21 protein-coding genes and 1 tRNA gene are annotated in these 24,848 nt (G+C 70.8%); 7 read left to right on the forward strand and 15 right to left on the reverse strand.

Going from position 1 to position 24,848, the window contains the following annotated elements:
• The first annotated feature begins 172 nt into the window (after window positions 1-172).
• Both CFK38_RS14565 and CFK38_RS14570 read left to right on the forward strand, forming a co-directional pair.
• A complete protein-coding gene (locus CFK38_RS14565; RefSeq protein WP_096803722.1) occupies window positions 173-400 on the forward strand; it encodes a hypothetical protein in 228 nt (75 codons plus the stop codon).
• Between the two features lie 133 nt (window positions 401-533).
• Window positions 534-806, forward strand: coding sequence for a 2Fe-2S iron-sulfur cluster-binding protein (locus CFK38_RS14570; protein WP_096803723.1), 273 nt, complete (start codon window positions 534-536; stop codon window positions 804-806).
• Between the two features lie 35 nt (window positions 807-841).
• Here CFK38_RS14570 and CFK38_RS14575 read toward each other — a convergent pair whose 3' ends face one another.
• The 5 genes from CFK38_RS14575 to CFK38_RS14595 all read right to left on the reverse strand — a co-directional run bounded on the left by CFK38_RS14575 (window position 842) and on the right by CFK38_RS14595 (window position 5,249).
• On the reverse strand, window positions 842-1,066 hold the full coding sequence (locus tag CFK38_RS14575) for a hypothetical protein (RefSeq protein WP_096803724.1): 225 nt from the start codon (window positions 1,064-1,066) through the stop codon (window positions 842-844).
• 198 nt (window positions 1,067-1,264) lie between these two features.
• Complete coding sequence (locus CFK38_RS14580) at window positions 1,265-3,064, reverse strand: ABC transporter ATP-binding protein (protein WP_245851095.1); 1,800 nt, start codon at window positions 3,062-3,064, stop codon at window positions 1,265-1,267.
• A gap of 50 nt (window positions 3,065-3,114) precedes the next feature.
• Entirely contained in the window at window positions 3,115-3,909 is a 795-nt protein-coding gene (locus tag CFK38_RS14585; protein ID WP_096803726.1) for an SDR family oxidoreductase, read from the reverse strand.
• A 51-nt stretch (window positions 3,910-3,960) separates the two neighbouring features.
• The gene (locus CFK38_RS14590) at window positions 3,961-4,866 is read right to left on the reverse strand and encodes a cation diffusion facilitator family transporter (protein WP_096803727.1); all 906 of its coding nucleotides are present in this window, start codon (window positions 4,864-4,866) and stop codon (window positions 3,961-3,963) included.
• Window positions 4,863-5,249, reverse strand: a complete 387-nt coding sequence (locus CFK38_RS14595; protein WP_096803728.1) for an ArsR/SmtB family transcription factor — start codon at window positions 5,247-5,249, stop codon at window positions 4,863-4,865. The genes CFK38_RS14590 and CFK38_RS14595 overlap by 4 nt, the downstream gene beginning before the upstream one ends.
• Before the next feature lie 75 nt (window positions 5,250-5,324).
• On the opposite strand from CFK38_RS14595, the gene CFK38_RS14600 reads away from it, so the two are divergent.
• Window positions 5,325-6,410, forward strand: coding sequence for a lipoate-protein ligase LplAB (locus tag CFK38_RS14600; protein ID WP_096804386.1), 1,086 nt, complete (start codon window positions 5,325-5,327; stop codon window positions 6,408-6,410).
• A 3-nt stretch (window positions 6,411-6,413) separates the two neighbouring features.
• Here CFK38_RS14600 and CFK38_RS14605 read toward each other — a convergent pair whose 3' ends face one another.
• Window positions 6,414-7,184, reverse strand: a complete 771-nt coding sequence (locus CFK38_RS14605; protein ID WP_096803729.1) for a metallophosphoesterase family protein — start codon at window positions 7,182-7,184, stop codon at window positions 6,414-6,416.
• Window positions 7,185-7,317: 133 nt separating this feature from the next.
• Here CFK38_RS14605 and valS point away from each other — a divergent pair, with 133 nt between their 5' ends.
• Complete coding sequence (gene valS / locus CFK38_RS14610) at window positions 7,318-10,002, forward strand: valine--tRNA ligase (RefSeq protein ID WP_096804387.1); 2,685 nt, start codon at window positions 7,318-7,320, stop codon at window positions 10,000-10,002.
• Window positions 10,003-10,104: 102 nt separating this feature from the next.
• On the opposite strand, the gene CFK38_RS14615 is transcribed toward valS, so the two are convergent.
• Window positions 10,105-11,337 (reverse strand): WXG100 family type VII secretion target, encoded by a 1,233-nt coding sequence (locus tag CFK38_RS14615; protein ID WP_096803730.1) that lies wholly within the window; start codon window positions 11,335-11,337, stop codon window positions 10,105-10,107.
• Between the two features lie 116 nt (window positions 11,338-11,453).
• Here CFK38_RS14615 and CFK38_RS14620 point away from each other — a divergent pair, with 116 nt between their 5' ends.
• Window positions 11,454-11,930, forward strand: a complete 477-nt coding sequence (locus CFK38_RS14620) for a hypothetical protein (protein ID WP_096803731.1) — start codon at window positions 11,454-11,456, stop codon at window positions 11,928-11,930.
• Between the two features lie 10 nt (window positions 11,931-11,940).
• On the opposite strand, the gene selB is transcribed toward CFK38_RS14620, so the two are convergent.
• From selB to CFK38_RS14635, 3 genes are all read right to left on the reverse strand, one after another.
• Window positions 11,941-13,728 (reverse strand): selenocysteine-specific translation elongation factor, encoded by a 1,788-nt coding sequence (selB, locus tag CFK38_RS14625; RefSeq protein ID WP_096803732.1) that lies wholly within the window; start codon window positions 13,726-13,728, stop codon window positions 11,941-11,943.
• Window positions 13,725-15,074, reverse strand: a complete 1,350-nt coding sequence (gene selA / locus CFK38_RS14630) for an L-seryl-tRNA(Sec) selenium transferase (protein ID WP_096803733.1) — start codon at window positions 15,072-15,074, stop codon at window positions 13,725-13,727. Before selA ends, selB begins: the two co-directional genes overlap by 4 nt.
• A 59-nt stretch (window positions 15,075-15,133) precedes the next feature.
• A tRNA-Sec gene (locus CFK38_RS14635) sits at window positions 15,134-15,228 on the reverse strand.
• A gap of 77 nt (window positions 15,229-15,305) precedes the next feature.
• On the opposite strand from CFK38_RS14635, the gene selD reads away from it, so the two are divergent.
• Window positions 15,306-16,325 carry a selenide, water dikinase SelD gene (gene selD / locus CFK38_RS14640; protein WP_096803734.1) on the forward strand — a complete coding sequence of 340 codons (1,020 nt, stop codon included), beginning with the start codon at window positions 15,306-15,308 and terminating at the stop codon, window positions 16,323-16,325.
• Between the two features lie 750 nt (window positions 16,326-17,075).
• Window positions 17,076-17,600, forward strand: a complete 525-nt coding sequence (locus CFK38_RS14645; protein ID WP_096803735.1) for a DUF2975 domain-containing protein — start codon at window positions 17,076-17,078, stop codon at window positions 17,598-17,600.
• A gap of 53 nt (window positions 17,601-17,653) precedes the next feature.
• Here the strand turns inward: CFK38_RS14645 and nrfD are convergent, their stop codons facing one another.
• Genes nrfD through clpX form a run of 5 tightly spaced genes read right to left on the reverse strand, consistent with a single transcriptional unit; the run spans window position 17,654 to window position 24,757 of the window.
• Entirely contained in the window at window positions 17,654-18,769 is a 1,116-nt protein-coding gene (nrfD, locus tag CFK38_RS14650) for an NrfD/PsrC family molybdoenzyme membrane anchor subunit (RefSeq protein WP_096803736.1), read from the reverse strand.
• On the reverse strand, window positions 18,766-19,767 hold the full coding sequence (locus CFK38_RS14655; protein ID WP_096803737.1) for a 4Fe-4S dicluster domain-containing protein: 1,002 nt from the start codon (window positions 19,765-19,767) through the stop codon (window positions 18,766-18,768). Before CFK38_RS14655 ends, nrfD begins: the two co-directional genes overlap by 4 nt.
• Window positions 19,764-23,060, reverse strand: coding sequence for a formate dehydrogenase-N subunit alpha (gene fdnG / locus CFK38_RS14660; RefSeq protein WP_172895808.1), 3,297 nt, complete (start codon window positions 23,058-23,060; stop codon window positions 19,764-19,766). Before fdnG ends, CFK38_RS14655 begins: the two co-directional genes overlap by 4 nt.
• Window positions 23,061-23,072: 12 nt before the next feature.
• Entirely contained in the window at window positions 23,073-23,420 is a 348-nt protein-coding gene (locus CFK38_RS14670) for a chorismate mutase (RefSeq protein WP_096803740.1), read from the reverse strand.
• Window positions 23,417-24,757 (reverse strand): ATP-dependent Clp protease ATP-binding subunit ClpX, encoded by a 1,341-nt coding sequence (clpX, locus tag CFK38_RS14675; RefSeq protein WP_096803741.1) that lies wholly within the window; start codon window positions 24,755-24,757, stop codon window positions 23,417-23,419. Before clpX ends, CFK38_RS14670 begins: the two co-directional genes overlap by 4 nt.
• Window positions 24,758-24,848: the final 91 nt, after the last annotated feature.

Genomic DNA, 24,848 nt, shown 5'->3' on the forward strand with positions numbered 1-24,848 from the left:
CGGGTCACGTCCGCGGCGGGCGGAGGAGACCCGGGGAACAGCTCGTCGGCCCCGGCGCGGCTGGTCGCGATCCCAGGGTCACCGGATCGAATGCCCAGTACCTGCCCAGGAGCAGCAGGTGGAATGGCCGCAGCGGCGATGAGGACGCCGCTCCCCCGCAGGAGGAGATGAGATGGACGACGACACCGCTTCCCGACGCAGCCGGGCGACGGCCGGAGCCTCGGCCCTGGGCGCCACAGCGCTGCTGGTGCTCAGCTTCGGCCCCTCCGCCTTGGCGGTCACGCCCTCCCCGCAGGCCGCGCCGACGGCCCGGGCGGCGATCTCCGCCCCCGCCTCCGCCTCGACGGCGTCCGAGGTGCCGCGTCGGAGCATCGAGGGGGACGATCCCGCCCCCCGGTGAGCGGCCCGCGCCTCGGCCCGGGCAGGCGGTGACGAGGCGAGACTCACCTCGTCGCAGAGGTGATGTCGTGGAAGACTGGATTCTTCACGGATCCGCCCCGCATCATGCGGCGGACGCTGCAGAAGGAGCGAGGATGTCGCTGTTCGGAGAGCCCTTCACCGCGAAGTGCTTGAAGTCGGGGATCACGGTCGAGGTCGACGAGGGCCGCTCCCTGCTCCAAGCGCTGCTCGACGCCGACATCCCGATGGACTACTCGTGCGAGGGGGGCGTGTGCGGCACCTGCGTGGTGCCGCTGGTCTCCGGCGAGGTCGAGCACATGGACGAGTTCCTGATGGACGATGAGCACGCCGATCAGATGATCACCTGCGTCTCACGCGGTGAGGGCGAGATCGAGATCGACGTCTGAGGCGTCCCCGCACCGAGCACCGGTGGGTGCTCTCCTCACAGACGGGGACCGGCGACGATCCAGGCCAGCGCCACCAGGACGATGAGCGCCGCGGCACTGCCCACCGCGAACGGCAGCCCGATGCTGGGCCCGGTCACCAGCAGGAGCAGCATTCCCAGGGCGGCCGCGGCGAGCAGGAGCGAGAAGAGCACCGGACGGCCGACGGCGGGCTTCGCCCGGCGCAGCCGGGTCACGGACCTCTGGGGATGCGTCGTCGCCATGCTGACGTCCTCTCCGCCCTGCTGATCAGGTGCGTGCTGAGACGGTGAGCGCACCTCTGCTCGCCCTGCGATGCGCTCCGAGGCCCTGATCCTCTCCCGCACGAGGTGGTCCGCACATCCTGCGCCGGGTGGAGACCTGCCTCCGCCTTTGGTCGTACTCCGGCCCGAGGCGTCCGGCGGCACCCGAGGGGGAACCGCCTATCCGGACGCCCCGTCCTCGCGCCAGGCGTCCTGGCGGGCCAGCTCGGCGAAGGGTCCGGCGGCGGTCACCAGCTCGTCGTAGGTGCCGCGCTCGACGATGCGCCCCTGCTCCATCACGAGGATCTGATCGGCGTGGCGGATGGTCGAGAGCCGGTGCGCGATGGAGACGGTGGTGCGGCCGCGGGCGGCGGCGGCCAGCGCCCCGGACATCGCCCGCTCGGTGGCGACGTCGAGGGCGGAGGTGGCCTCGTCCAGCAGCAGCACGGGCGGGTCCCGCAGGATCGTGCGCGCCAGGGCCAGGCGCTGCTTCTCCCCGCCGGAGAAGCGGTAGCCGCGCTCCCCCACCACCGTGTCGTACCCCTCGGGCAGGCCCATCACGTGGTCGTGGATCTGCGCGATCCGGCACGCCGCCTCGAGCTCCTCGTCGCTCGCGTCCGGCCGGGCGAAGCGCAGGTTGTCCGCGACGCCGGCGTGGAGCAGGTAGGTCTCCTGGGTGACCACACCGATGCTCGCGGCGAGGGATTCCCTCGTGATCTCCCGCAGGTCATGACCGTCCAGGGTGATCCGCCCGGCCGTCGGCTCATAGAGCCGTGCCATCAGGTAGCCGGTGGTGGTCTTGCCCGAGCCGGTCGCGCCGACCAGCGCGGTGTGCTTCCCGGCCGGGACCACCAGGTCCAGGCCGGCCAGGGCGGGCTCCTCGGCGCCGGGGTAGGTGAACGTGACGCCCTCGAAGCGGAGTCGGCCGCGCACCGTCGCCGGATCCAGGGCCACCGCCTCCGGCGCATCCTGGATGAGGATCGGGGCGTCGAGGTACTCGAAGATCCGGGTGAACAGGGCGAGGGAGCTGCTGACCTGGTTCGCCACCCGCAGGAGACCGTTGAGCTGCGGGAACAGGCTCGACTGCAGGGCGATGAACGCGACCAGGGTGCCGATGGTGACGCCCTGCCCCGGGGGGTCGGCGAACAGCAGGTGGCCGCCGAGCAGGTAGGTCAGCGCCGGGAACAGTGCCATCAAGGTGGTGAACACGGCCATCTGCCAGCGGCCGGCCATGGTGGAGCGCACCTCGAGATCGGCGAGCTCGCGGGAGTCGGTGGAGAAGGTGCGGGTGAGCGCCTCGGTGCGGCCCATCGTCACCCCGAGCAGGATCCCCGAGACGGACAGCGACTCCTGGATGCCGGCGGAGAGATCGGCCGCCTTCTCCTGGCGCGTGCGCACGATCTCGCGCCGACGGCGGCCGACGCGCCGGTTCATCCACACCGCGAAGGGCAGCGCGATCAGGGAGAACAGCGTCAGCCGCCAGTCCAGGGCGACCATCGCGACCAGGGCCATCAGCACCCCCGCCCCGGCGGAGACGATCTGTGTCATCACCGAGGTGACCACAGCCTGCATCGAGCCGATGTCCGAGAAGATCCTCGACTGGATCTCGCCGGTGCGGGTGCGGGTGAAGAAGCCCAGCCCCATGCGCTGGAGGTGGGAGAACACCGAGACCCGCAGATCGTGCATCACGGCCTGCCCCACCCGGGTGGAGAGCATCGCCTGGGTGACGCCGAGGGCGTTGGACACCACCGTGACCGCGATCAGTCCGCCGACCGACCAGGCCAGCACATCGGCCCGCTGCTGCGGCAGGGCGACGTCCACGATCTCGCGGATCAGGAACGGGGAGACCACCCCGATCGCGGCCGCCAGCACGATCAGCAGCAGCACCCCGACGAGGGTGGCGCGGTAGGGCCGGAACAGCGACAGCATGCGATGCACGTCGGGACGCTGCCCGGGCGCGAGCTTCGGCTGATCGCGCATCCGGACGCCGCCCCCGCCCATGCCCCCGCCGGGGCCACCGCCGAAGACCATCAGACCCCGTGGTGGCGGGCGATGCGGTGGGCGGCGGCCTGGGCGAGAGGACGCACGGTGACCAGGTCGAGGTTGACGTGATGGGGCGCGTTCAGGGCGTAGGAGATGACGTCGGCGCAGTCCTCGGCGGTCAGCGGATCCTCGACCCCGTCGTAGACGGCGTCGGCCGCCTCCTGATCGCCGAGCCGCACCAGGGAGAACTCCTCGGTGCGGACCAGACCGGGGGCGATCTCGATGACCCGGACCTGCTCGCCGTTGAGCTCGAGGCGGAGGGTGCGGGCGAGCATGTGCTCCCCGGCCTTGGCGGCGTTGTAGCCGGAACCACCGGGATAGGCCTCCTGCGCGGCCACGGAGGTCACGAAGAGCACGTCACCGCGACCGCTGCGACGCAGCGCAGGCAGCAGCGCCCGTGTCACGCGCAGGGCGCCGAGCACGTTGGTCTCGTACATCCCCTGCCACTTCTCGAGGTCCGCCTCGGCGACCGGCTCGACGCCGAGGGCTCCGCCGGCGACGTGGACGACGGCGTTCAGGGTGCCGCCGAACAGCTCGTGTGCCCGCGCCGTGAGCGCTGCGACGGACTCGTCGTCGGTGATGTCCACGCCGAGCACGGCGCAGCCGGTCTCCTCGGCGAGCGCGCGCAGGCGCTCCTCGCGCCGGGCGACGGCGAGGACCTGCCAGCCGTCGGCGACCAGTCGCTGTGCGGTGGCGCGGCCGATGCCCGAGGAGGCGCCGGTGACGACGGCGGTGAGGCGGGACGGTGGCTCGGTGGCTGTCGAGGCGTTCGCGGAGGTCATGGCGTCACAGTACGCGGGCCGGGGAGGCGGGCACCACGGGTCCGGGGGTCCTCACCAGCCGATCTCCAGGCAGCCGTGGTGATCGGTGGGCTCGGTCTGGACCGTGGCGTGCGCGATCCCGTGGGTGACGCTGAGCAGTTCCTGGGCCGCATCGAGCACCGGATGCGGGTCCCGGTCGGGATCCACCACCAGATGCACGGTGGCGACCTCCATCCCGGAGGTGAGGGTCCACAGGTGCAGGTCGTGGGCCTCGACGACCCCGTCGATCGCGGCGAGGTCGGCGCGCACCCGCTCCGGGTCGATGCCGGCCGGCGCGGCCTGCCCCAGCACCCCGAGCACCTCGCGGGCCAGGATCACCGCCCGCACCGCGATGAAGAGGCCGACGGCGAGTGCGACCGCGGTGTCGATCCAGGTGGCACCGGTGACGCGCAGGAGCACTGCGGCGAGGATCACTCCCAGCGAGCCGACCGTGTCGGCCATGACCTCGAGATAGGCACCCTTGACGTTCAGGCTCTCCCCCGCGCCGCCGTGCAGCATCACCAGCACCACGAGGTTCACGACGAGCCCCAGGGCGCCGACGACGAGCATCGGGCCGGAATCGACCTCGATCTGGCGACCGAGGCGTCCGATCGCGGCGATCACCACCCCGGCGGCGACGCCCAGCATGATCAGCACCGCGAGCAGGGAGGCGAACACCTCGATGCGGTAGTGGCCGAAGGTGCGCCGGCCGCTGCGGTCCGGGCGCACCGCGATCAGCGTCGCGGCGAGCGCGGCGGCGAGGGTGACGACATCGGCGGCCATGTGCCCGGCGTCGGAGAGGAGCGCGAGGGATCCGGAGAGCAGTCCCGCGACCAGCTCGACGATGAAGAACCCGGCGATCAGCACCAGGGCGATGGCCAGGCGCCAGCGATGGGCGCTCCCGGCGTGGCCGGTGGGCGGGCCGTGGCCGTGCGTCATGAGGCGACCTCCCTCGCGCCCTCGCGCTCGGGATGCTCCATCCGGCTGTGCGCGGTGTGGGAGATGGCGAGGTCCAGCAGCATCCTCACGTGCGGGTCGTCGAGGCGGTAGAACGCCCTGCGGCCCTCTCGCCGCACCGCGACGATCCGGTGGGCGCGCAGCAGCTTCAGGGCATGAGACACCGCGGACTCGGAGTGCTCGGTGACCTCGGCCAGGTCGCTCACGCACAGCTCCCCCTCGAGCAGCGCGAGCAGGAGCCGCAGCCGCGCGGGGTCCCCGAGGAGGGAGAAGACGTCCGCGACGTCCGCCACCGCCGACTGCCCGGGGATCCTGGCGCGGATCGCGTCCAGCGCGCCACCCCCGATGTCTGCATGATTGCTCATATGTTCAGTATGGCAGAGAGGGTGGAGGAACGGCCGACCGCGCCACCGGGCGTGCCGCTGCGCGACAATGGCGGCATGGATGAGCGCAGCGACAGCCCGGTCAGGCACGGCGAGTACAAGGTCCGCGACGGCAAGCTGGTGGCGGTCGACGTGACGATCGCGGACGGGCGGATCGGGACCGCCCATGTCTTCGGGGACTTCTTCCTCGAGCCCGACGACGCCCTCGAGGATCTGAACGCAGCACTCGTCGGCATGCCCACCACGGCGACCTCCGCCGAGCTGGCCGCCGCGATCACGGCACGGCTGGCCGCGCGCCCGGACCCGGTGCAGCTGATCGGCTTCGACGAGGAGGCGGTGGCGATCGCGACGCGCCGCGCTCTGGGCCACGCCACCAGCTGGAGCGACCTCACCTTCGATGTCATCGCTCCGGTGGTGCTGCCGCCGGTGATGCACGTGGCCCTCGACGAGGTGCTGCCGCTGGAGGTCGTCGCCGGGCGCCGCAACCCGCACTTCCGGATCTGGGACTGGGACTCCCCGCTGGTGGTGATCGGCTCCTACCAGTCGCTGCGCAACGAGATCGACGCCGAGGGCGCGGCGGAGCACGGCATCGGCGTGGTGCGACGCATCACCGGCGGCGGCGCCATGTTCATGGAGCAGGGCAACTGCATCACCTACTCGCTGGTGGTCCCCACCTCCCTGGTGGAGGGGCTCAGCTTCGAGCAGTCCTACGCGTACCTCGACGACTGGGTGATGGGGGCACTGGCCGAGATCGGGGTCAGGGCCCATTACGTGCCGCTGAACGACATCGCCTCCGAGCAGGGCAAGATCGGCGGCGCCGCGCAGCGCCGCTTCGCCGGCGGGGTGCTGCTGCACCACGTGACGATGAGCTACGACATCGACGCCGACAAGATGGGCGAGGTGCTGCGGATCGGCAAGGAGAAGCTCTCCGACAAGGGCACCCGCAGCGCGAACAAGCGCGTGGACCCGATGCGCTCGCAGACGGGTCTGGCGCGCGAGCAGATCATCGACGGCTTCCTGGAGTTCTTCCGCGCCCGCTATGACACGGTGGGCTCGACCTACACCGAGGACGAGCTCGCCAGGGCCCGGGAGCTGGTGGAGACCAAGTTCGCCACGCAGGAGTGGACCGCGCGGGTGCCGTGAGGCTCAGCCCGCTCCCGGGGTGAGGCCCCGCGCCGCGTGGGCCCCGCGGTAGATCCCCGTGCGCAGCTCGATCTCCCACGCCCCGGCCTCGGGCATGCCCAGTGCGCGGGTCGCCGCGATCTCGGCCTCGACGTCGTAGGGCACCCGCACGAACTGGATCCCGAACGGGGCCTCCGCCCCGCCCTCGGGATCTCCGTCGAGGATCACGTAGGAGGGCGTGGGGTCATCGAGCTGGTTGCCGACGCTGCCGACGTTCACCAGCGTCCCCTCCCGGCCCGAGCGCAGGAACGGATCGTGGATGTCGCCGTAGACGACGACGTCCGCCCGCTCCTCGCCGCCGGTGAACGGCGTCGGGGTGAACATCATCGCGAACTCCTGGGCGCTGTGCCCTCGCAGGACCCGCGTGAACTCGTCGGCCGGAGACGCGTGCAGGACCCGCACCCGGCGGCCGGAGAGCTGGAGATCCAGGCTGCCGGGCAGGGCGAACAGCCACCGCCGGTCCTCCTCGGTCAGCTCCCTGCGCCACCAGGCCTGCCCCTCGCTGCGCAGCTCGCCCTGCCCGGCGACGACCACCTCCCAGTTGCCGCGCACGGTCGCCTCGCAGTGCTCGCGGGTCAGGGCGGTGCAGGCGCTGCCCCGCGGCCCCTTGCCCACCACATCGCCGAGGTTCAGGATCCGGGTGATGCCCCGGGCGGCGATGTCGGCGAGCACCGCCTGGTACGCGGTGAGGTTGCCGTGCACATCGGAGACCACGGCGAGGCGCTGGAGGGACATGCCCCCACCGTAGGACCCTCGCGCCGCTCTGATCGAGCCCTGATCAGGGCCCACCACCGCTCCCGTACGCGAGCGCGCTCACACTGTCGCCGCCTGCGTTGCACCGGGGCGCAGACCTGGAACAATGTCCCTCATGACCGATACCGCGCCGCGCCCCGAGTCCGCCATCCCCGATCGCCCCTCCCTCGAGGGCCTCGAGGAGAAGTGGGACAGCGTATGGAGCGAGCAGGACCTCTACGCCTTCGATCCGGAGACCACCCGGGACCAGGTCTTCAGCGTCGACACCCCGCCGCCCACCGCCTCGGGCTCGCTGCACGTGGGGCACGTGTTCGGCTACTCCCAGGCGGACATGATCGTGCGCTACCAGCGCATGCGCGGCAAGAACGTGTTCTACCCGCTGGGCTGGGACGACAACGGCCTGCCCACCGAGCGCCGCGCCCAGAACTACTACGGCGTGCGCTGCGATCCCTCGCTGCCCTACCAGGAGGGCTTCACTCCCCCGCAGGAGGGCGGCTCGAACAAGTCGTCCAAGGCCGCGAACCAGCTGCCGATCTCCCGCCGCAACTTCATCGAGCTGTGCGAGCAGCTCACCGCGCTGGATGAGAAGTCCTTCGAGGACGTCTTCCGCGCCCTCGGCCTCTCGGTGGACTGGGCCCACAGCTACCAGACGATCAACGCCGCCTCCCGCGCGACCTCCCAGCGCGCGTTCCTCGAGAACCTGCGGCAGGGCCAGGCCTACCAGTCCGAGGCCCCCACCATGTGGGACGTCACCTACCGCACCGCGGTGGCGCAGGCCGAGCAGGAGGATCGCGAGCGCGAGGGCGCCTACCACCGGATCGGCTTCACCCGCACCGAGGCGACCGCGAACGCGGACACCACGGTCTACATCGAGACCACCCGTCCCGAACTGCTGCCGGCGTGCGTGGCGCTGGTGGCCCACCCGGACGACGTGCGCTACCAGGGCCTGTTCGGCTCCACCGTCACCTCGCCGCTGTTCGGGGTCGAGGTGCCGGTGATGGCACACCCGCTCGCCCAGCCCGACAAGGGCGCCGGCATCGCGATGATCTGCACCTTCGGCGACTCCAACGACGTCACCTGGTGGCGCGAGCTCTCGCTGCCCACCCGCTCGGTGGTGGGACGCGACGGCCGCTTCCTTCCCGAGGCGCCCTGGATCACCACCGAGGACGGCCGGGCCGCCTACGCCGAGCTCGCGGGGCTGACCGTGTTCAGCGCGCAGAAGCGCGTGGTGGAGATGGTCACCGAGTCCGGGGACCTGGTGGGCGAGCCGGAGAGGATCACGCATCCGGTGAAGTTCTACGAGAACGGCGACAAGCCGCTGGAGTTCGTGACCTCACGCCAGTGGTACCTCACCAACGGCGGCCGAGACCAGTCCGAGGGCGGGCTGCGCGATGAGCTGATCGCCCGTGGCCAGGAGCTGACCTGGCACCCCGCTTACATGGAGTCACGCTACCGCAACTGGGTGGAGGGCCTGACCGGTGACTGGCTGATCTCCCGCCAGCGCTTCTACGGCGTGCCCTTCCCGCTCTGGTACGCGGTCGACGCCGACGGCGAGACCGACTACGACACCGTGCTCACCCCGCCGCTCGAGGCGCTGCCGATCGACCCCACCATCGATGTGCCGGAGGGCTTCACCGAGTCCCAGCGCCACCAGCCGGGAGGCTTCGTCGCCGATCCCGACATCCTCGACACCTGGGCCACGTCCTCGCTGACCCCGCAGCTGGCGGGCGGCTGGAACGCGGGTGCGGAGTCCGACGGGCTCTTCGAGAAGGTGTACCCGATGGATCTGCGCCCGCAGGGCCACGACATCATCCGCACCTGGCTGTTCTCCACCATCGTGCGCTCCCACCTGCAGCAGGACTCGCTGCCGTGGAAGCACGCCTCGATCAACGGCTGGATCCTGGACCCGGACCGCAAGAAGATGTCCAAGTCCAAGGGCAACGTGGTCACCCCCATCGGGCTGCTGCAGCAGCACGGCTCCGACGGGGTGCGCTACTGGGCGGGCCGTGCCCGTCAGGGCGTGGACACCGCCTTCGACGAGGGGCAGATGAAGATCGGCCGCCGTCTGGCGATCAAGATCCTCAACGCCTCGAAGTTCGCGCTCGGCTTCGGGGCGGCGCCGGCCGATCCCGCGGGACGGCTCGCCGCGGACCCGGCGGTGGTCACCGATCCGCTGGACCGCGCGCTGTTGGCCCAGCTCGCCGAGGTGGTCGAGCAGGCCACCGCCGCCTTCGAGGACATGGACTACGCCCGCAGTCTGGAAGCGGTCGAGCCGTTCTTCTGGGCGTTCTGCGATGACTTCATCGAGCTGGTCAAGGAGCGCGCGCACGGCAACTCCCCCGCCGGCGAGGCCGGGGCCGCCTCGGCCCGCGCCGCGCTCGCGATCGCGCTCGAGGTGCTGCTGCGCCTGTTCGCCCCCGTGGTGGTGTTCGCGACTGAGGAGGTCTGGTCGTGGTGGCGCGGTGGCAGCGTGCACACGCAGGCCTGGCCGGTGGCGGCGCCGCTGCGTGAGGCCGCCGCCGGTCAGGACCCGGCGCTCGTGGACACGGTGGCCCAGGCCGCGATCACGTTGCGGCGCCTCAAGTCCGACGCCAAGGTCTCCCAGAAGACCCCGCTCCTGGCAGTGACGATCGAGGCCCCGCAGCAGGCGCTCGCCCATCTCGAGGCCGCCGCCGCGGATCTCACGGCGCTGGGCCGGGTCGAGCAGCTCGAGCTGGTCGTCGGCGAGGGCGAGGAGATCCTCACCCGCGACGTCGAGCTCGGCGAGCCGCCGGTCAAGCAGCCCCGCAGCCAGGGCTGAGCTCGCGCCGCGCCGCCGCGCCTCTGGACGACCGCGGCGCGGCCCGGTCCATGATGTGCGGCGCCCGCGGCGTCGTGCCCGCCCCGCTCCTGCTCTGTCAGATCACCAGGGAGTCAAGGTGTCGTACGCATCGCCCACCGTGCTCGCGGCGCTGTCGAAGGCACCCGCGGCGTCGGAGATCGCATCGTCCACGTTGCAGTCGCCCGGAGTGAAGGTGTCGACGATGTTGTTCGGGCTGATCGAGATCGCGATGTCTCCCTGGAGGCCCAGTCCGGCTGCGATGTCGCCCCCGAGGCTGAGTCCGACCGCGTCGGTCGAGACGACCGCTCCCGCGCCGCCGCCGATCGATGCCCCGGCCTCCGCTCCGAAGGATCCGGACGTCGTCATCCAGCCGCCGGGCGAGACGGAGGCGAACTCGGCATCCGCCTTCGCCCCGGCGAATGCCCCCGCATCCATGCCGATGCTCCATCCGCTGAGGTTGCCCTCGTCGCTGCGGGTCGCATGGGAGAACACATTCGCGTGCGCTTCGGCACCGGCATACCCGTCCACGCCGATCGTGTTGCTGGACCCGAGCGGACCGGTGGCGGTGGCGCTCATGTCGCCGTACACCCCGGCCCCGGCGCCGGCACCGGCGCTGAAGCCGTCACCGTAGGTCACGCCGGCTTCCCCGTAGGCCTCCGCTCCGACCCTTCCGTCGGCCGCGATCGAGGAGCCGAAGGGCAGGTTCAGCTGTTCATCGATCCCGACCTCGGCACCTGCCCGGGCACCGGCGGTATGGGTGGTGTTCCCGAACTCGTCGACCGTGGTGTTCGTCCCGGAGCTCGCCCGGGTGTTTGCGTAGACGTCGAGATACCCGAGATCCTCGTCGATCTCCCGGCCGTCCCCGTGCGAGCCGCCGGCAGCGTGCTCGCCGACGGGCCGCTCGTCCCCGGCCGCGCTGCCCGTGCCGTAGCCCTCGTCCCCGTAGAAGAGCGGCGATCCTCCCGGTCCGGAGCCACCGGGACGCGACCACGGGAACGGGAAGGGCATCGGGGTGCCGAAGGGCGGGTAGGCCGTCCCACCGCCGTCGCCCTCGGAGGTGATGTCCTGCTGCGCGGCATGCTCGCTCAGCTCGTCGGAGCGGCTCTGGAGCGCCTCGGCCCGCTCCGTGAGTCGTGCCCTCACCTCGGAAGCCCAGCGTTCCCGGAAGGCCTCGGCATCGGGTCCCGTCCACTGGACGGACTCGATGAGCGCGGAGACGGCGCCGACGAGGTCGTGCAGCGTTCCGGATCTCCGCCGGCAGGCTGCCGCCTGCCCCCGCAGCTGCTCGGTGTCCGCTCCGAAGAACCCGGTCATCCCGTCACCATCCCTGTTCTGCCCGTCCACTGTCCCCGATGTGGCGTCGAGCCTAAGGTGGCCTGCGCGTGCTGGCGATGGGGAGCACTCCCCATGCCTCCTCTAGAGTGGATCTCATGGAGTCCACGTTCCGCTCGTCCGCCTCGCGCATCAACGTGGTCGTGGGGCCGATGGTGATGCTCGTGGGGATCTTCGCGGCGATCGCGGCCGTGGTCCTGTCCCTCGTGATGGGGACCGCCGGATTCCTGGCACTGCTGATCCCGGCCGCGCTCGCGCTCGGCGGCGGGGCGTTCGTGCTGTGGGGCGCCCGACGCTCCCGCCTGCGCATCGATGCGGACGGCTTCGTGTGGGCCGGGTTCGTCGGGGCGCAGCGATCGGTGCGCTGGCAGGTGCTGGAGCGGCTGCTGCCGCCGGCTCCGGGCGACCGGCGTCTGGTGGCGACCGCGCTCCTGCGCGACGGCTCCCAGGTCCCGGTGCGTGCGCTGTGGGAGCCGGCCACCGTCCCCTCGGCCGTCAGCGGCGGCCCGGATCACTCCGCAGTGCAGCACGCCCTGCTCTCGGCCCACCGGCAGTGGCTCGCCGGGAACCGGTGAGCGCACCCCCTCACCGCACCACCTGACGGTGGCTGGCATCGATCCGACGGGTCCAGCCGCGGGCGTCGAGGTGCTCGAGCAGCGGGATCACGACCCGGCGACTGGTGCCGAGCGCCTGCCGTGCCTGTGAGGCGGTGAAGGGCTGCTCGAGCCGGGCCAGCTCCCGCATGGCGAGCGCGGGGGCGGCGGGCAGCAGGATCACCTCGCCCCGCAGGCGCAGCAGGCGGTCCAGCCGAGCTGCGGCGGCGAGCTGTTCCGGGCCGAGGCCCAGCGCGGTCAGGTCGTCCGCCTCGGGAGCCGCGAAGGGATCGCCGCGCAGCCGGTGCTCGAGGGACGCGATCGCGGTCTCGACCGTGCCGAGGCCCGGGGGGCGCCGGGGGTCCAGGATCCGTCCGTCCTGCTCGACGAGGCCGGCACGATCGATCAGCTCGGGCAGCAGCTCCGGCTGGGCGCCGAGCACGTCGAGGGCCGCTTTGCGGGGCAGTCCCGCAGAGAGGGGCTGCTGTGCGTGCTCGGCGGTGACGGCCGTCCGCAGCTGCGCGGACCAGGCGGCGTGCGCGGCCTCGGCGACCAGCAGCGTCCCGCACCGGAGCACACCGGCAGGCAGCACCTCGGGCACGGAGATCCCCTGTCGGGCCAGCTGGACGGCGGGCACCGCACCGCGCCGCGCCACCTCGGCGGCGAGGTCGCCGGTCTCGCCGCTCGCAGCGAGCACGACGGCCCGTCGGGCGGCGTCGCCGCGTCGGGTGAGCGCGGGAGGGTCGACGTCGAGCACGAGGGCACCGGTGTGGACGACCCGGTCACCGCTGCCGCGCAGCACCATCCGGTCGCCGACACGCACGGGCAGCGGGCGCTCGAGGGCGAGTCGGGCGTGATCGGGTCCGAGCGGCCGGATCCGGGCGGGCACCGCCGCGGTCCCGGCATGGACGACGAGCTGCGAGGGCGCCTCGGTGAACGCTCCCCGCGAGGTCGCCCGCACGTCCAGGAGGTCCGACACCACCCAGGCACCGACGGTGAGCAGCGCGTCGCCGCGCACCACCGCGTCCGCGTCCAGGCCGCGGAGATTCACGGCGGCACGGCTGACGGGACCGAGCTGCTCCACCGTCTCCCCACGAGACTGCAGGCCGCGCACCTGGACCCGTCGCCGCGGACCGTCGCCCGTCCACTCGAGCGTCTCCCCCACCCGGAGGGTGCCGCCGCTGAGGGTGCCGGTGACGATGGTCCCCGCCCCGGAGATGGTGAAGCAGCGGTCCACCCACAGGCGCACCCGGTCGTCCGGGACGGGTGCCCGGGCGGCGGTGACCACGGTGTCCAGCACCGTGCGCAGCTCCTCCATCCCCTGCCCGGTGAGCGCGGAGACGGCCACGGCGGGAGCTGCGGCCAGGCCGGTCCCGGCGAGCTCGGCGCGGGCCTGCGCCAGCACGTCCCCGACCCGGTCGGGGGCGAGATCCGAGCGGGTGACGACGAGCAGGCCCTGGTCGATGCCCAGCGCTGCGATCGCCTCGCGATGGTCGGCGGACTGCGCCTGCCAGCCCTCGTCGGCCGCCACGACGAAGCACACGATCGGTGCGGGGCCGAGCCCGGCGAGCATGTTGCCGAGGAAGCGCTCGTGCCCGGGGACGTCGACGAATGACACCTCATCGCCCGAGGGCAGGCTGGTCCAGGCGAAGCCGAGGTCGATGGTCAGCCCGCGCCGCTTCTCCTCGGCCCAGCGGTCCGGATCACTGCCGGTCAGGGCACGGATCAGGGTGGACTTGCCGTGGTCGACATGACCGGCCGTGGCGATCACCTGCCTCATCGCCGGTCGACCTCGCCGACGGTCCGGGAGCGGGCGGCGGCGACGGCGCGGGCCACGCGCTCGTCCTCCTCGGCGGGCAGGCAGCGCAGGTCGAGCAGGCACCGCCCGCCCTGGACGGTCGTGACGACGGCCGGGTCCCCGGTGCGCAGCGGTCCGGCGAGCCCGGGCTCGAGGGAGATCGCCCATCCGGGCAGCGGCACCTCGGCCCCTCCCCCGCCGCCGACGCGCCCCTCATGCGGGACCACGGTGGCGGCGAGCTCCGCGGCGAGACGGACGGTGCGCTCCTGCAGGGCGGCCGGGTCCGTGCGCAGCGCGTCGAGCACCGGGGGCACCGCACCGACCAGGGTCCCCTCGAGCGCGGCGAGGGCGAGCTTGTCCGCGCGCACCGCCCGCGCCAGCGGGTGGCGGGCCAGGCGTGCGATGACCTCGGCGCTGCCCAGCAGGATCCCCGCCTGCGGTCCGCCCAGGAGCTTGTCGCCGCTGATGATGACCACGTCCGCGCCGTCGCGCAGAGCGGTGGCGACGTCGGGCTCGTCCGGCAGCAGGGGCTCGGGCGCGAGCAGCCCGCTGCCGAGGTCCGCGATCAGCGGGACGGCCGCGTCCCGGCAGGGCCCGGCGAGCTCGGCGAGGGGGACCTCGCTGGTGAAGCCGATGATGCGGTAGTTGCTGGTGTGGATGCGCAGCACGCAACCGGTCCCGGGACCGAGGGCGTCGGTGTAGTCGGCCAGGTGGGTGCGGTTGGTGGTGCCGACCTCATGCAGCTGTGCGCCGGTGGAGGTGATCAGGTCCGGCAGGCGGAATCCGGCGCCGATCTCGATCAGCTCCCCGCGGCTGAGCACCACCTCGCCGGTGCCGGCGAGCGCGGTGGTGGCCAGCAGCAGGGCGGCCGCACCGTTGTTGACGACCAGGGCGTCCTCGGCCTCCGGGCAGGCCGCCAGCAGTGCGGCCCGTGCACCGGCGCCCCGCCGCGACCGGGCACCGGTGGCCAGGTCGAACTCGACGTCGGTGTAGCCGGCAGCATCCTGCAGCGCCTCCCGGGCGGCCGGGGACAGCGGGGCACGGCCGAGGTTCGTGTGGATGATGACCCCGGTGGCATTGAGAACCGGACGCAGGGAGGTGACGGGGCGGTCACCGAGGGCGGCGAGGATCTCGTCCTGCACCTGCTCCGGCGGGATCCGGCCTGCCCGGGCGCGGTCCTGCGCGGCGTGCACGATGTCCCGCACCACGCGGTCGCTCATCGCGGCGCTTGCGGCGGCCACTGCGGGATGGGCGAGCAGATGGTCGGTGCGCGGGATGTGACGGCGCGGATCCGTGCCTCTGTCACCGGGCTGCGGGGGCGCGGGCACGGGACCTCCTGGGGCCGAAGGCGGGTGTCCGCCGCCCCGGGAGCGGGGCGGCGGACGCGTGGCGGAGGCGGACGGGAATCGAACCCGCCAGACCGAGCTGCTCGGTCTCACCGGTTTTGAAGACCGGGGCGCCCACCAGGACACGTACGCCTCCGCCGCCCAAGTTATCACCGTGGGACCAGGGGCGACTCCTCTCCCGCGCGGACCACCCGGACACCGTAGGCTCGGATCATGAGCGTGCACCCGATCCGTTCCGTGGCCCAGCCCTCGATCCGTCTGACCACGATGGCGCACGGCGGCGGCTGCGCCTCGAAGATCCCTCCGGGTGAGCTCGAGGAGGTGGTCTCGGCACTCTCCGGTCCGCAGTACGAGCAGGTGATCGTGGGGTTGGACGACGGCGACGACGCCGCCGCGGTGCGGATCGGCGGGGCCGATGGGGACACTGCGGTGCTCTCGACCGCGGACTTCTTCGCCCCGGTGGTCGACGACGCCTTCGACTGGGGCCGCATCGCCGCCGCCAACGCCCTGTCGGACATCTACGCCATGGGCGGCGACCCGGTGGTCGCGATCAACCTGGTGGGCTGGCCCCGCGGGGTCCTGCCCTACGAGCTGCTGCAGGAGGTCCTCGCGGGCGGGCTGGCGATCGCACAGGAGGCCGGGGTGCCGGTGATCGGCGGGCACTCGGTCGATGACCCGGAGCCGAAATACGGCATGGCGGTCACGGGCACCGCGCCCGCGGACCGCCTGCTGCGCAACGACGCCGCCCGACCGGGCCTGCCGATCACCCTCACCAAGCCCCTCGGCGTGGGCCTGCTGAACAACCGCATGCGAGCCACCGGGGAGGTCTCGGCGGCGGCGATCGAGACCATGACCGCCCTGAACCGGGACGCCGCGCAGGCGGCGCTGGCCGCCGGGGCCCGGGCGGCGACGGACGTGACCGGCTTCGGGCTGCTGGGCCACCTGCACAAGATGGTGCGCGCCTCGGGGATCGGGGCGGTGCTGAACCGGTCGGCGGTGCCGCTGATCGAGGGGGCGGCGGAGGCGCTGGCCGACGGGTACGTCTCCGGCGGGACCCGCCGCAACCTGGACTGGGTGCGCGAGCACGTGCAGACGGGGCCGGGCATCACCGAGGAGGACCTGCTGCTGCTGGCCGACGCGCAGACCTCTGGCGGACTGCTGGTGGTGGGCGAGGTGCCCGGCTATCCGATCATCGGCGAGACCCTGGAGGGGGCGGGCATTGGCGTGTGCTGACCGGCCGAAGGCAATGGTGATGATGCAGAAGCTCAACAGCTCACTGAGCAAGCAAGTCCCGGACGCCTTGCCCGAGCTGGTCAAGCGCGGCAGAAGGCATCTCCGACCACTTCCATACATCCTCTGCGCCCCCAAGCTCGATGCCCCGGGAGATCGACGAGCGCCATAGCGCTGGCTCATTGACCAACGTCACGTTCCGGTAACAGCTGAGGGTTTAGAGTTGAACTCCACCCCCCTTAGTGTTGTCGTGGCAGAGAAGGCGCAATTAAGAGACCCTCAGCGGCACAGTTCAACGGAGAACTCATACGTGCTATATTTATTAGGGCGACAGTCGTGGCAGCCTTGATATTTGCAGGCGTCGGGGCAAACAGTGCATCCGCAGCGGGTGAGGCAAATTCCGAATCGCCCGCAACGGTGGTCGTCGACGGACGAGAGTTTGGGCCTGAGGAAGGGCTTCGGGTTACGACGGAGACGTACAAAGTAACTCCGGGAGACGGGTCCGTGGAACGCTACTACCCCACTACGCCCACAGAAGGTTCGGTGAGCCCTCAAGCCACCTGGGGATCGAGCTATGCAATCAGTAATGAGTACGTTTCATACTACCGTGATGGCACGCTGGCAGCGAGGCAACAGTGCAGTTCATCGACAATCTGAGCGTCAACTGGCCGGATACTAACTTCAACATTCGAACTACTCGAATCGATCCAAGGTTCACCTGAGTTCAGCTTGCACCTTGAGCGGAACGCACGGATGAGGAACTACTCGGACGAGGTATCGACCAAAGTGAATAGGAACGAAGTTTTCGCGGGACGCATATTTATTGGACTTCTCTTGGCGCTTGCTCTCGTGATCCAATTCGTGGTGATACCGGGGATGGCCTCGAGTTATGCCCACAGGTATCCCGAGGTTGCTCACTTGGAGGTGCCCTATTCGACGGCGTCCATCGCCGCGATAGTCGCTTTCGAGCTGGCGCTACTATCGGCGTGGATGGTGGCGTCGACGACAGGGCACGATGCGTCGGACCGTCGCTGGGTCAACGCAGCCACGGCCGCCTGGTTCTCCATGCTGCTGATCGTGGCGGGGATCTGCGTACATGCCGGCGCGATCGCAAATGTCGGCGGGCCCGCGATGCTGTTCGGTCTGGTGCTCTCCTGCGGACTGGGGATCGCAGCACTCGTTCTCCGACCCCAGGTGCTCCAGATGCTGCACGATCGGCGCGGGTCCTCCACCGGCGGATCCGACGAATCATCTACTCCCGTCCGATCCGGGGACTGACGATCTGTCGCTGACAGTCGTGCCCAGCGGACCTCGTCCCTCATCGCAGCTTCTCAGCCGGCGGTGGTGATGGAGTCGTCGGTGATGCCGGCCGCGCGGCGAGCGGCCAAGCGCTGCTTCTGCGGCTCGACCACCCGGCGCGGATCCTTGACGGACTCCAGCCCTGCGTACAGCACCCCGAAGCGGGTGAGGGCGGAGGACGCCAGCAGCGCGACGCCGCTGGCCGCGGCGAGATACCGGTTCCGGCCGCCGAGCACGGACCCGATGCCGCCCGCGATCGCGAGGCGCTCGGCCCAGGTCAGCAGCGTCCCTGCCCGGCCGGACTCGAGCGGCTCGGCCTCGAGCGGGTGCATCGACCCCTTCATGCGGCGCATGGAGACCACATCACCCACGACGCCCGCGGTGGCGAGCAGTCGTGCGGGCCGGGTCTCGGCGACCGGGGTGGTGAGCATGGCGGCCCCGCCCGCGGCCAGGCTCGCGGAGGAGACGAAGAGGTAGGACAGGTGCTCGCGCCCCGCCTCCCAGGTGGGGACGATGGTGTTGCCCAGCAATGCACCGGTGTAGGAGGCCAGCAGCGGTGCGAGCGCGCCCTGCCCCAGGGAGGAGGGGCCCTCCAGGGCGCCGAGCACGGGGCGCAGCGCGCCGAGCGGGAGCCGCTCCCCCGTCATACGATCCACCTCGAGAGCGGCCAGCAGCCCGGAGAGGCTCGCGAACCCGCCGAGGATCCAGGTCCCCAGGCTCATCGGGGAGGTCACCTTGACGGTGCGCATCATGTTCAGGAACCGCTCGGGGCGGCCGAGGTCCTCGATCAGCGCGACCGTGCCCGCACCCACCGCGCCGAGGGCGAGGAGGCGGGAGTTGCGGCGCAGCAGCGGGCGTCCCGTGCACTGCGCACCGACAGCGAGCAGCCCGGAGCCGCCGGCGACCCCGCCCAGGAACAGATAGACCGCGATCGGTTCCCGCCACGGTGGAGCCTTGACGACCGGACGGCCGTAGTACGAGTCGAACTCGTCCGCACGTTCGACCTCGACGTCCTCGACCACCGCTCCCTCACGGGAGCCGTCTCCCATGCCCACCTCGGTGAGACCGCGACGACGTCGTCCCCTGCCCCTGCGACGCGTCCGCGGCAGCTCGGGCGGGCGGTCGGCGTCGAACTCGGTGATGCTCATCGGCGCCCTCCCAGGAACGAGAGTGCGGCGACGGCGACCATGCCTGCGGCCGCGATGCCCACCCGGGCATAGGTGGCCGGCAGGGACGCGGTGGGCACCTGCGGATCCGGTGGGAGCCCGTAGACCTCGGGCTCGTCCAGCAGCAGGAACACCGATCCTGTGCCGCCCACACCATCCTTGGGGTTCGCGCCGTAGAGCCGGGCCTCGGTCATGCCGCGCTCATGGAGATCGGTGACGCGCTGCTGCGCCTCCGTGGTCAGATCGGCATGATCGCCGAACTTGATCGACTGGGTGGGGCAGGTCGCGGAGCAGGCGGGGTCCTCCCCATCGACCAGACGGTCATGGCACAGGGTGCACTTGCTCGCGGTGCCCATGCGGTCGACCTTGTCCTCGCGATGCGCGAAGGGGGAGATCGTGCCGTCGTCGCGCCGTTCGATGACGCCGAAGGGGCAGGCGCTCACGCAGGTGCCGCAGCCGTTGCAGACGTCCTCCTGGACCACCACGGAGCCGAACTCCGAGCGGAAGATCGCACCGGTCGGGCAGACGTCCAGGCACCCGGCGTTGGTGCAGTGCTTGCACACGTCCGAGGACATCAGCCAGCGGAACTCGGGAGTGTCCGGCGGGGTGCGATCCGTGGTCGAGAGGTCTCCCGCAGGCGTCGCGCCGCGCACGCCCGAGGACTTCGGACCGATCCCGGGCATGCCGAGGCTGACGAGCTTCCGGCCCGATTCCTTCGCCTCCTCGATCCGTTCCTGGCCCTGTTCCACGAAGGCGACGTGGCGCCAGGTGTTGGCGCCGAGCTCACCGGTGTTGTCGTAGCTGGAGCCGAGGATCTCCAGGTCGCCGTCGATGGGATTGCGGTTCCACTCCTTGCACGCCACCTCGCAGGCCTTGCAGCCGATGCAGATCGAGGTATCGGTGAAGAAGCCCTTGCGCTCGTGGTCATGACCCCAGCCCGACTCCGCGGCGGGGCCCTCCGGTCCGGCGAGCAGACTCATCGGTGCTTCATCTCCTTCATCGAGGGTTCTCCGCTGGGCACCGCTCCGGCTTCCTCCGGTCCCCGGACCGGGTGCGGCACCGAGTCGTCCGCGGGCCCGGCGCCCGGTGCTCCCTCGGCGCCGTCGACCGCCGGGTGCTCCGACAGGATCAGACCGGCCCGGCGGCGGTAGGCCTCGACCAGGTCACCGCGCTCCGATCCCCTGGGGCGCCGCCCCGGGACGAGGGTGCAGGAGTTGTTCTTGCTGTTCTGGATCTGGGTGTTGGCATCGAGGTTCATCCCGATGAGGTCGTTGGCGCCGTCCCCGCGGACTATCGCCTCGGTGCCCTGGCCCCAGTGGAAGGGCAGCCCGATCTGGTGGACCGTCTGCTCGCCCACCTGCAGTGGCTTCATCCGTTCGGTGATCAGCACCTTCGCCTCGATCGCGCTGCGCGCCGAGATGATGGTCGCCCAGCCATAGGGCTCCAGCCCGACCTCCTCGGCCAGCTCCGGGGAGACCTCGCAGTACATCTCCGGCTGCAGCTCCGCGAGGTAGGGCAGGAAACGGCTCATGCCGCCGGCCGTGTGGTGCTCGGTGATCCGGTAGGTGGTGAACACGTAGGGATACACCTCGCCGCCCGGACCCATCGCCCCCGGAGAGCTGAGGTTGTCCTCGTTGCGGAAGGTGACGCGGGTGGGGTTGGACTGCTGGGCGTACAGCGGATTGCGGATGTTCGACTCGGGAGACTCGTAGTGCGTCGGCAGCGGGCCGTCGACCATCCCGGTGGGGGCGAACAGCCAACCGCGCCCGTCGGCCTGCATGATGAAGGCATCCGTGCCGGAGAGCGCCGCGGCACCGCCCTTGCTGGGGTCGCCGGGATCATCCGGACGCTTGGTCAGCGGGAAGTCGGGGACGTCATCACCGGTCCATCGCCCGGCCTCCTCGTCCCACCACACCAGCTTCTTCCGCTCGCTCCACGGCCTGCCCTGAGGATCGGCCGAGGCACGGTTGTAGAGGATCCGACGGTTCGCCGGCCAGGCCCAGCCCCACTCGGCGGCGGTCTGGTCCTGCTCCGCACCGGGGGTGCGGCGGCGGGCCTGGTTGATGCCGTCGGCGTAGACGCCGGCGTAGATCCAGCAGCCGCCGTCGGTGGAGCCGTCGGCCTTCATCTCACTGAAGGCGGCGAGCGGCTGCCCGGCCCTCTCGCCGCTGAGGTGACGTCCGTTGATCTCGGCCAGCACCGCCTCCGCGTCGGGCTCGCCGTGCTCGCCCACCGGGTAGTCCCAGGTGAGGTCGAGGATGGCGCGGTCCCGAGGATCTGTGGAGTCCTTGAGCTTCTCGCGGATCCGCACCCCGAGGTCGTACATGAACTCGAGATCGCTCTTCGCGTCACCGGGCGGTTGGACGGCCTGGTCGCGCCACTGCACCATGCGCTGGGTCTGGGTGAAGGAGCCCGCCTTCTCGGTGTGGTTCGCGGCCGGCAGGAAGAACATCTCGGTGGCGATCTGCTCCGGGGAGAGCTCCCCCGATTCGATCTCCGGACCGTCCCGCCACCAGGTGGCGGACTCGATCATGTAGAAGTCCCGCACCACCATCCACTGCAGGTGCGACATGCCCAGGCGGTGGAGCCGCCCGTTCGCGGAGCCGACTGCCGGGTTCTGGCCGAAGAGGAAGTAGCCGTCGATCCCGTCCTCGAGCATCCGCATCGTGGTCTGGTAGGTGCCGTGGGCGCCGGTCAGCTTGGGCAGGTGGTGATAGCCCCAGTCGTTCTCGACCGTCGCATGCTCCCCCCACCACGCCTTGAGCAGGTTGATGGTGAAGATGTCGGCATCCGCCCAGTAGCCCTTCTGCTCCTTCTTGCCGATGCCGCGGGTGAACTCGGCGAAGTCGTCCTGCCCGACCTTCGGCATCGGCAGGTAGCCCGGGAGGATGTGGTAGAGGGTCGGGATGTCCGTGGAGCCCTGGATCGTGGCGTGCCCGCGCAGCGCCATGATGCCCCCGCCGGGACGCCCCATGTTGCCCATGAGCAGCTGCAGGATGCCGGAGGTGCGGATCATCTGCGCCCCGCCCTGATGCTGGGTCCAGCCCAGCGCATAGGCGAACATCGTGGTCTTCTCGCGCCCGGAGGCCTCGGCGATCGAGGTCGCCAGGTACTCGAAATCCTCCGGGGCGATGCCACAGGTGTCCTGCACCATCTGCGGGGTGTAGCGGGCGTAGTGGCGCCTGAGGATCTGGAGCACGCTGCGCGGGTGCTGCATGGTCTCGTCACGCTCGGGCAGGCCGCGGGCGACGCTCTCCTCATCGCCGGCGTACGCCCACCTGCTGTCGTCGTAGGTCGAGGTCTCCGGATCGTAGCCGGAGAACAGACCGTCCAGATCCTCGGGATCGCCGTACTCCTCGGAGACGATCGTCGAGGCGTTGGTGAAGGCCCGGACGTACTCCGTGAAGTACAGCTCGTTCTCGAGCACGTGCCGGATCACGCCGCCGAGCAGCACGATGTCCGTGCCGGCGCGGATCGGGATGTGCCGATCAGCGTTCGCCGAGGTGCGGGTGAAGCGCGGATCCACATGGATCACTCGCGCACCGCGCTTCTTCGCCTCGATCACCCATTGGAAGGCGACCGGATGGGCCTCGGCCATGTTCGAGCCCTCGATGACGATGAGGTCCGCATTGGCGAAGTCCTGGACCGACTGCGTGGCACCTCCACGACCGAACGAGGTTCCCAGACTGGGAACCGTGGCGGAGTGTCATATGCGGGCCTGATTCTCCACCTGGATGGCGCCCGCGGCGGTGAAGAACTTCTTGATCAGATAGTTCTCCTCATTGTCGATGGTCGCCCCGCCGAGACTGGCGATCCCCATCGTGCGCTTCAGCGGGCGTCCGTGCTCGTCCTCGTCCTCCCAGTACTTCCGACGGGAGGCGATGAAACGATCGGCGATCATGTCCATCGCCGTCTCGAGCTCGAGATCCTCCCACTCGGTCGCGAACGGTCGACGGTAGCGGACCGTCGTCTGGCGGAGGTAGGAGTTGGCCAGCTGCTGGCTGGCCGCACCCTTGGGGCAGAGACGCCCCCGGGACACCGGGGAGTCCGGGTTGCCCTCGATCTGGATGACCTTGCCATCCTTGTGGAAGACGCGCTGGCCGCACCCGACGGCGCAATAGGGGCAGACGCTGTCCGCCACCCCGTCGGCCGTGGCTGTGCGAGGGATCATGCCGCGGGTGGTCGCCGACGTGACTGCGGTGCCGCGTCCGGTCGGATCCGCCCCGCGGAGCTGCCGGAGGACCGGCCAGTCGAGGAACGTGAGGCGTGCCATACCGGCATGCTATCAGCGCGGGTCGGAGCCCTCGTCCCGGATCCGCTCGTGATGACGGATCACCTCGGTGACGATGAATCGCAGGAAGGCCTCGGCGAAGGTCGGATCCAGTCCGGCCTCGTCCGCCAGCGCGCGGAGATGAGCGATCTGCTCCTGCTCGCGCGAGGGATCCGCCGGCGGCAGGCCGTGCTCGGCCTTCAGCAGACCCACCCGCTGGGTGTGGGAGAAGCGTTCGGCGAGCAGATGGACCAGTGCGGCATCGATGTTGTCGATGCTGCGGCGCTCGCTCAGCAGCAGCTGCTGGGCACGCTCCACGTCCTGCGGCGGCTCGCCGGCGGCGGCCGTGTCCGTGGACGTCATGCGGAGCGCTCCTGGCGCCCGCGCTTCGTCCCGGAGTCCGCGTCCTTGCCCGTCAGCATCAGCGGGGCCCGCCCCTCGGTGACCACGCCCTCGGTGATGACGACCTTGACCACGTCGTCCCGCGAGGGCACCTCGAACATGACCTCCTGCAGGGACTCCTCGAGGATCGCGCGCAGTCCGCGCGCCCCGGTCTCCCGCTCGATGGCACGATCGGCGACGGCCTCCAGGGCGCTGCGCTCGAAATCGAGCTCGACCCCGTCGAGGGCGAACATCTTCTGGAACTGCTTCACGAGCGCATTGCGGGGCTCGGTGAGGATCGTGATCAGCGCATCGCGGTCCAGGTTCGAGACGCTGGTGATCACCGGGAGGCGGCCGATGAACTCCGGGATCAGACCGAACTTCAGCAGGTCCTCCGGCAGGAGCTTGCCGTAGAGCTGCTCCTGCTCGAGCGGGGAGTGCAGTTCGGAGCCGAAGCCGATGCCCCGCCGGCCGATGCGGGAGCCGATGATGTCCTCGATGCCGGCGAAGGCGCCCGCCACGATGAACAGCACGTTCGTGGTGTCGATCTGGATGAACTCCTGGTGCGGGTGCTTCCGCCCGCCCTGCGGGGGCACAGCGGCGACGGTGCCCTCGATGATCTTCAGCAGCGCCTGCTGCACGCCCTCCCCGGAGACGTCCCGGGTGATCGAGGGGTTCTCCGACTTCCTGCCGATCTTGTCGACCTCATCGATGTAGATGATCCCGCGCTCGGCCTTCTTGACGTCGTAGTCGGCGGCCTGCAGCAGTTTGAGCAGGATGTTCTCGACGTCCTCGCCCACATATCCGGCCTCGGTCAGCGCGGTCGCGTCGGCCATCGCGAAGGGGACGTCGAGCATCCGCGCGAGGGTCTGGGCGAGATAGGTCTTGCCGCATCCGGTGGGGCCCACCATCATCACGTTGGACTTGGCGACCTCGATGTCGTCGTCCTCGGTGTCCGTGTCCGCGGCCAGGGCCGTGGCGGCGCTCCTGGTCGGTCCGGCCGTCTGCTCGGCGTCCTGCGCGCGCACGCGCTTGTAGTGGTTGTAGACCGCGACCGAGAGCGCACGCTTGGCCGGCTCCTGGCCGACGACGTACTCCTCGAGGAACTCGAAGATCTCGCGCGGGGCGGGCAGCGGGGCCTGCTCCTGCGAGGCGGGCTGCGCGGCCTGGATCTCCTCGGCGATGATCTCGTTGCACAGTTCGATGCACTCTTCGCAGATGTACACCCCGGGGCCGGAGATCAGCCGTTCGACCTGCTTCTGGGACTTCCCGCAGAAGGAGCATTTGAACACGTCGGATCCATCGCTCGTACGCGCCATGTCCGTGTCCTCTCGTCAGGTCAAAAGCGTGCGTCCCGCAGGTTCCGCGGGAACGTCTCCCGGGCCCTGCGGACCCTCACCACGGTATCGC

This window comes from Brachybacterium vulturis, assembly GCF_002407185.1.
GTDB lineage: Bacteria > Actinomycetota > Actinomycetes > Actinomycetales > Dermabacteraceae > Brachybacterium > Brachybacterium vulturis.

Bases quoted from the DNA above. Each gene is read 5' to 3' on its own strand.
- CFK38_RS14565 (WP_096803722.1), top strand. From the start codon at position 173: ATGGACGACGACACCGCTTCCCGACGCAGCCGGGCGACGGCCGGAGCC.
- CFK38_RS14570 (WP_096803723.1), top strand. From the start codon at position 534: ATGTCGCTGTTCGGAGAGCCCTTCACCGCGAAGTGCTTGAAGTCGGGG.
- CFK38_RS14575 (WP_096803724.1), bottom strand. From the start codon at position 1,066: ATGGCGACGACGCATCCCCAGAGGTCCGTGACCCGGCTGCGCCGGGCG.
- CFK38_RS14580 (WP_245851095.1), bottom strand. From the start codon at position 3,064: ATGCGCGATCAGCCGAAGCTCGCGCCCGGGCAGCGTCCCGACGTGCAT.
- CFK38_RS14585 (WP_096803726.1), bottom strand. From the start codon at position 3,909: ATGACCTCCGCGAACGCCTCGACAGCCACCGAGCCACCGTCCCGCCTC.
- CFK38_RS14590 (WP_096803727.1), bottom strand. From the start codon at position 4,866: ATGACGCACGGCCACGGCCCGCCCACCGGCCACGCCGGGAGCGCCCAT.
- CFK38_RS14595 (WP_096803728.1), bottom strand. From the start codon at position 5,249: ATGAGCAATCATGCAGACATCGGGGGTGGCGCGCTGGACGCGATCCGC.
- CFK38_RS14600 (WP_096804386.1), top strand. From the start codon at position 5,325: ATGGATGAGCGCAGCGACAGCCCGGTCAGGCACGGCGAGTACAAGGTC.
- CFK38_RS14605 (WP_096803729.1), bottom strand. From the start codon at position 7,184: ATGTCCCTCCAGCGCCTCGCCGTGGTCTCCGATGTGCACGGCAACCTC.
- valS (WP_096804387.1), top strand. From the start codon at position 7,318: ATGACCGATACCGCGCCGCGCCCCGAGTCCGCCATCCCCGATCGCCCC.
- CFK38_RS14615 (WP_096803730.1), bottom strand. From the start codon at position 11,337: ATGACCGGGTTCTTCGGAGCGGACACCGAGCAGCTGCGGGGGCAGGCG.
- CFK38_RS14620 (WP_096803731.1), top strand. From the start codon at position 11,454: ATGGAGTCCACGTTCCGCTCGTCCGCCTCGCGCATCAACGTGGTCGTG.
- selB (WP_096803732.1), bottom strand. From the start codon at position 13,728: ATGAGGCAGGTGATCGCCACGGCCGGTCATGTCGACCACGGCAAGTCC.
- selD (WP_096803734.1), top strand. From the start codon at position 15,306: ATGAGCGTGCACCCGATCCGTTCCGTGGCCCAGCCCTCGATCCGTCTG.
- CFK38_RS14645 (WP_096803735.1), top strand. From the start codon at position 17,076: ATGAGGAACTACTCGGACGAGGTATCGACCAAAGTGAATAGGAACGAA.
- nrfD (WP_096803736.1), bottom strand. From the start codon at position 18,769: ATGAGCATCACCGAGTTCGACGCCGACCGCCCGCCCGAGCTGCCGCGG.
- CFK38_RS14655 (WP_096803737.1), bottom strand. From the start codon at position 19,767: ATGAGTCTGCTCGCCGGACCGGAGGGCCCCGCCGCGGAGTCGGGCTGG.
- CFK38_RS14670 (WP_096803740.1), bottom strand. From the start codon at position 23,420: ATGACGTCCACGGACACGGCCGCCGCCGGCGAGCCGCCGCAGGACGTG.
- clpX (WP_096803741.1), bottom strand. From the start codon at position 24,757: ATGGCGCGTACGAGCGATGGATCCGACGTGTTCAAATGCTCCTTCTGC.